This window comes from Polynucleobacter sp. 39-46-10, assembly GCF_002282275.1.
The window spans coordinates 1-5,141 of record NZ_NCJB01000163.1; the positions used below are offsets into that span (position 1 = coordinate 1).

The window sequence follows — 5,141 nt, forward strand, 5'->3', positions numbered from 1 at the left end:
AGTGTTTCATCAAGATCCACAGATTCTTCACTATGGCCGCCCTGGCACTGGTGAAAAGTTAAAAGAAGGAATGACCTTCACTATTGAACCCATGATCAATGCTGGCAAACGTGATATTCGCACCATGCCAGATCAATGGACGGTGAAGACTAAAGATCGCAGCCTGTCTGCACAATGGGAACACACGCTTTTAGTAACAGCTACTGGTGTTGAAGTGCTTACTTGGTCAGAGGGTAGCAATCCAGCTCCTGATTGCGTTAAAGGACTATCCTTTAGGCCAAGTCTAGCAAGCGCATAAATTCATGAACAAGCCCAGGGCAGCCAGCAATATTACCGATGCAGCTAGCCTGCGTGCAGCTCGCGAAGTTGCTTACGACGACTTCAGGAAAACACAGGTAGTAGGTAGGTTAACCAAACAACTTACCAAGATGAGCGATCAAGTACTCGCCCATCTCTGGAGTAGCTGCGGCTTAAACAATGAAGCCAGCTTAATTGCCGTTGGCGGTTATGGAAGAAATGCTTTATTCCCCCATTCTGATATTGATATTCTCATTCTGCTCCCAGCCGAAGAAAAAAATGCACTCGCTTTATCAAAACAGGTTGAACAGTTTATAGCCAGCTGCTGGGATATGGGATTAGAGATAGGCTCTTCAGTGCGGAATACCGCAGAATGCATGTCTGAATCCGAGCAAGATGTCACTGTACGCACATCACTCTTAGAAGCACGATTTCTGTGTGGCAATAGACAGCTATTTAAAGATTTTGTAAAAGCCTTTGAAGCAGCCATGGATCCAAAGTCATTCTTTCAGGCTAAGCTAGCAGAGCAAATTCAGCGTCACTACAAATACCAAGATACGCCCTACTCTTTAGAGCCCAATTGCAAAGAGAGTCCTGGTGGCTTACGTGACTTACAGGTCATCTCTTGGGTCAGTAAAGCAGCGCACTTAGGTAATACATTCAAAGATCTCAGTCTTGCTGGCCTGGTAACTCAACGTGAGTTAACTGAACTCAATCGCAACCAGCGTTTTTTAGAAACCTTGCGTGCTAACTTGCACCTGCTTGCAAAGCGTAGGCAAGATGTGTTGGCTTTCGACTTACAAGCCCCCCTTGCCGCAGCGATGGGGATTAAAGAAGAGTCTTCCAGACTAGCCAGTGAAGCCATCATGCGTCGCTACTATTGGGCAGCTAAAGCAGTTAACCAATTAAATGATGTGCTGCTGCAGAACATTGAAGCACTACTCTTTCCCCAAGAGTCTAAAACAACCCATGCGATTGGCGGTGAAGGCAATGAGTGCTTTATTGAGCGTCAAGGTGTCTTAGATATCACCGACCCCCAGTTGTTTCAGAAGCACCCAGAACAAATTCTGCGTACCTTCTTGGTCTTTGCACAAACAGCCAACGTCAAGAGCTTATCTGCAACTATCTTTAGAGCGCTATACAACACGCGTCAGAAGATGGATAGCAAATGGCGCAAAGATCCAGTCAATCGTGCACTCTTTATTGAGATCCTGAAAGAGCCAGAAGGAGTGAGTCGGGCCTTCCAGCTCATGAACCGCACCAGCGTACTTGGTCGCTATCTACCCGCCTTTAGAAAAATTGTTGGTCAAATGCAGCATGACTTATTTCATGTCTATACGGTTGACCAACACATCTTGATGGTTCTACGTAATGTGCGTCGCTTTATGGTGGTCGAGCATACGCATGAATTTCCCTTCTGTAGTAGCCTGATTGCCCACTTTGAAAAACCTTGGCTATTGGTGATTGCCGCCCTATTTCATGACATCGCCAAAGGACGTGGTGGTGATCACTCGGAACTTGGCAAAGCAGATATGCGTAAGTTCGCAAAAGATCATGGTTTGGATAAAGCGGATACCGAGTTATTGGTATGGCTGGTTGCAGAACACTTGAATATGAGTCAAGTAGCTCAGAAGCAAGACATTACAGATCCAGAAGTAGTGCAGGCGTTTGCTAAAAAGGTAGGTGATGAGCGCCATCTCACCGCACTATATCTATTAACTGTTGCTGATGTCCGCGGCACTAGCCCTAAAGTCTGGAATGCCTGGAAGGGCAAACTATTAGAGGATCTCTATCGCGTCACCTTACGTGTATTGGGTGGCGCAAAACCAGATGCTTCTTCCGAGCTTGCACAGCATCAAGAGGGATCTCGCGCCAAGCTACGTCTCTATGCAATTGAAGATTCTGCTTATGAGAATTTATGGAAGCAGTTAGATGTTGCCTTCTTCTTGCGTCAAGATGCGGCAGATATTGCTTGGCTTACACGCCATCTCTACAACAAGGTCGATAGTGAAATTCCTGTAGTACGGGCTCGCCTCTCTCCGGTTGGCGAAGGCTTGCAAATTGCTGTCTATGTAAAAGACCAGGAAGATCTCTTCGCCAGAATTTGCGCCTACTTTGAGCGCCACGGTTTCTCGATTTGGGATGCCCGCATTCATACGACGAAGCATGGGTATGCACTGGATACTTTCCAGATCTCTGGCAGTAACTTAGTTGATGAAGGCGGCAGTTACCGCGACCTCATTCAGCTGGTTGAATATGAGCTAACAGCTGCATTGCAAAACAGCGATCCTTTGCCATCTCCCAGCATGGGAAGGCTCTCAAGACAGTCTCGCACCTTCCCAATCCAACCACGTGTGCACATGATCCCGGATGAACGCGGTCAGTACTATGCACTCTCCCTTTCCGCAAGTGATCGCACCGGCTTACTCTATGCAATCTCTAGAGTCTTGGCTAAGCACCAAGTCTCATTACACACTGCGCGCATCAATACCTTGGGCGAGCGCGTAGAAGACGTTTTCCTATTGGATGCGGCTAACTTGAGCAAGAACCCTAAACTGCAGATCTTATTGGAAACGGATTTGCTAGAGGCATTAGGGGTCTAAGCTTAATCTTGTAGCTTTTGTAATGCCCGTTTAATACGCGGGCTAGTAATTTGATCAAAAGATACCCAAGCCTTTTCAATCCCCTCGGGAGATTCTCGCTCTTCAATCATCTGCAATACAAATAAAAGATCAATGTGCAAATGCTCGCCCTCTCCTTTTTTTGGATTCTCGGGTATCTCATGCAGATCAATATCTACAGGATCTAAGAATCCACTGAAAGATTGACAAACTACGCCAGTCTCTTCAAAGACCTCACGAATTGCTGCCTGAATAGGCTCCTCTCCATGATCAATATGGCCACCAGGCTGTAACCATTGCCTGATGTACGGATGGAAAATAAGGAGAACGCTATCATCCTTGATAACCAAACCACTTGCTGTGATGTGACCCTGCTTGATGGATCGTGAATAAGGGTCACTTGAAGAGAGAACCAGATCGCAGACAGCCTTAAGTGGCGAGTGGGTAGCTGCAGAAGATATGAGATCAAGCATGTTGGCGGGCAAAGAATGAAATCTTATTAAAAGAATCTACCAGCGCAAAGCCGATTATTCAGTAGGAATCCCCCTACTTAAGAAGATCCACCATAGCTGCCTCATCAATAACGGGAATGCCAAGCTCTTCTGCTTTAGTGAGTTTGCTTCCCGCGTCTGTACCCGCTACTACATAGTCTGTTTTCTTGGAGACTGAACCCGCAACTTTTGCGCCTGCTTTTTCAAGAAGATCTTTGGCTTCATCCCTTGTCATAGTTGGGAATGTACCTGTGAGTACAAAGGTTTTACCTGCAACGGCGGCGCTGATGACTTTTTCTTCGACGGAGAGTTGCATACCTGAAGCCAAGAGTTGCTCAATGACTTCGCGGTTATGAGCCTCTTCCATAAAGCTGGTGATGGAGTCGGCCACTACAGGGCCAACATCTTTTACTGTTAGCAAGTCTTCGAGCGTAGCATCCATAAGGGCATGCATGGACTGATAGTGATTAGCCAGATCTTTAGCGGTGGTTTCACCGACGTGGCGAATGCCCAAGGCAAATATAAATCTAGCTAGCGTCGTGCTTCTAGATTGATTGATTGCTGCAATAAGATTATCGGCAGACTTTTCACCCATACGCTCCAAGTTGGCGATTGCAGTAAAACCAAGGCGATAGAGATCAGCTGGCGTTCTCACAAGATTGTGATCAACTAACTGGTCAACAATCTTCTCTCCTAGACCTTCAATATCTAATGCACGTCTATGTGCAAAATGGATTAATGCCTGCTTACGCTGCGCGCCGCAGAATAGCCCGCCACTGCAACGTGCGACTGCTTCGTCTGCCAAACGCTCTATATGTGAGTCACATACGGGGCAGTTTGTTGGCATTACAAATTCTGTTGCATTGGCAGGTCTACGCTCTTTAACCACTGAAACTACTTCAGGAATCACATCTCCCGCCCTTCTAACGGAAACGGTATCGCCAATACGCACATCTTTACGTTTGACTTCATCTTCATTATGGAGAGTAGCGTTCGTCACGGTGACTCCACCGACCTCCACGGGAGCAAGCCTTGCGACTGGTGTGATGGCGCCTGTACGTCCTACTTGCACATCAATGCCAAGCACGGTTGTTAAGGCCTCTTGCGCTGGAAACTTATGAGCCAATGCAAAGCGTGGGGCTCTAGAAACAAAGCCCAACTTGGACTGTTCTGCAAACGAGTTGACCTTATAGACCACACCATCAATATCGTAAGGCAAAGAATCGCGCTTGGCACCAACTACCTCATAGAAAGCCAATATCTCATCTACAGATTTGAGTACTCGGCGCTCCGAACAAACTGGTAATCCCAGTTTGACGTAAGCATTGAGTAATTCTTCATGCGTTTTGGGGAGCCAAGATTGTGGTTCTAGCGCTCCAAATCCATAAGCAAAGAATGAGAGCGGTCTTTTGGCGGTGATCTTGGAATCGAGTTGGCGCAGACTGCCTGCTGCAGCATTGCGGGGATTGGCAAACTCTTTTTCACCTTGAGATGCTGCTTGCGCATTCATTTTCTGGAAGTCTTTGAGGTACATAAAGACTTCACCGCGTACCTCTAATACAGCAGGAATATTGTTACCAGATAGTTTTAATGGAATTGCACGAATAGTTTTGATGTTCGCTGTGACATCCTCACCGCTAGCACCATCACCACGCGTAGCAGCCCTAACTAGTGAGCCATACTCGTAACGAAGTGAGATTGCTAAGCCATCAAATTTGAGTTCGCCCGCATA

General features: G+C 46.8%; 4 protein-coding genes. 2 read left to right on the forward strand and 2 right to left on the reverse strand.

The window, feature by feature from the left end; genetic code table 11:
* Together B7X71_RS11495 and B7X71_RS11500 are read left to right on the forward strand one after the other, a co-directional pair.
* On the forward strand, window positions 1-298 hold a 298-nt coding region (locus B7X71_RS11495; RefSeq protein WP_293600790.1), incomplete at its 5' end, for a M24 family metallopeptidase.
* A 4-nt stretch (window positions 299-302) separates the two neighbouring features.
* A complete protein-coding gene (locus B7X71_RS11500; RefSeq protein WP_293600791.1) occupies window positions 303-2,900 on the forward strand; it encodes a [protein-PII] uridylyltransferase in 2,598 nt (865 codons plus the stop codon).
* A 2-nt stretch (window positions 2,901-2,902) separates the two neighbouring features.
* Here the strand turns inward: B7X71_RS11500 and B7X71_RS11505 are convergent, their stop codons facing one another.
* Window positions 2,903-3,391 (reverse strand): NUDIX domain-containing protein, encoded by a 489-nt coding sequence (locus B7X71_RS11505; RefSeq protein ID WP_293599198.1) that lies wholly within the window; start codon window positions 3,389-3,391, stop codon window positions 2,903-2,905.
* Between the two features lie 73 nt (window positions 3,392-3,464).
* The coding region (gene ligA / locus B7X71_RS11510) for an NAD-dependent DNA ligase LigA (protein WP_293600792.1) at window positions 3,465-5,141 on the reverse strand (1,677 nt) is incomplete at its 5' end.

Bases quoted from the DNA above. Each gene is read 5' to 3' on its own strand.
- B7X71_RS11505 (WP_293599198.1), bottom strand. From the start codon at position 3,391: ATGCTTGATCTCATATCTTCTGCAGCTACCCACTCGCCACTTAAGGCT.
- B7X71_RS11500 (WP_293600791.1), top strand. From the start codon at position 303: ATGAACAAGCCCAGGGCAGCCAGCAATATTACCGATGCAGCTAGCCTG.